This is a genomic window from Halobellus sp. Atlit-38R, assembly GCF_003665925.1.
Taxonomy (GTDB): Archaea; Halobacteriota; Halobacteria; order Halobacteriales; family Haloferacaceae; genus Haloquadratum; species Haloquadratum inordinatus.
In genome coordinates this window covers 1-478 of the sequence record NZ_QXIJ01000273.1, presented here as the reverse complement: position 1 = coordinate 478, position 478 = coordinate 1, and the positions used below count along the sequence as shown (strand labels likewise).

Annotated in this window: 1 pseudogene; it reads right to left on the bottom strand. The window is 73.4% G+C overall.

The annotated features are described in order from the left end of the window. A pseudogene (locus D3D02_RS19340) lies at nt 1-259 on the bottom strand (hypothetical protein); the annotation flags it as partial. Nucleotides 260-478: the final 219 nt, after the last annotated feature.

Genomic DNA, 478 nt, shown 5'->3' with positions numbered 1-478 from the left:
GCGTTCGTTCGAGCGCTCGGACCGTGACCGGGCCGTACGACTGCTCGAAGGCCGTGCGCTCGGACTCGTCTATCCGCCGCCAGTCCTCGATGCGGTCGCTCGTCACCTCGGGGGCCGGGACCGGGCCGTCGCGGCCGCCGAGACAGCCGGCGAGGCCGCCGGCGCCGACCGCCGCCCCGCCGGCGATCAGCCGCCGTCGGGTGGTCGGCCCGAACCGCGCCGGAGGCTCTCCGGAGCCGTTCCTCGGTGCCTCTCCCATACGAATTCGACGGGCGCGACGGGGAAATTCGTGTCGCCGCCGACACGGATCGCTTATGTAACCACCGAGTACAACAACCGAGTGATGACTACCGACGAGAGCGAGACGCGGCGGCGATCGGCCCGGCCACGCACCCGACGACGCTTCCTGACCGCGGCGGGGACGGCCGGGGCCGTCGCGCTCGCCGGCTGTACCGCAGAGCGCGTCGACGACGGCGGC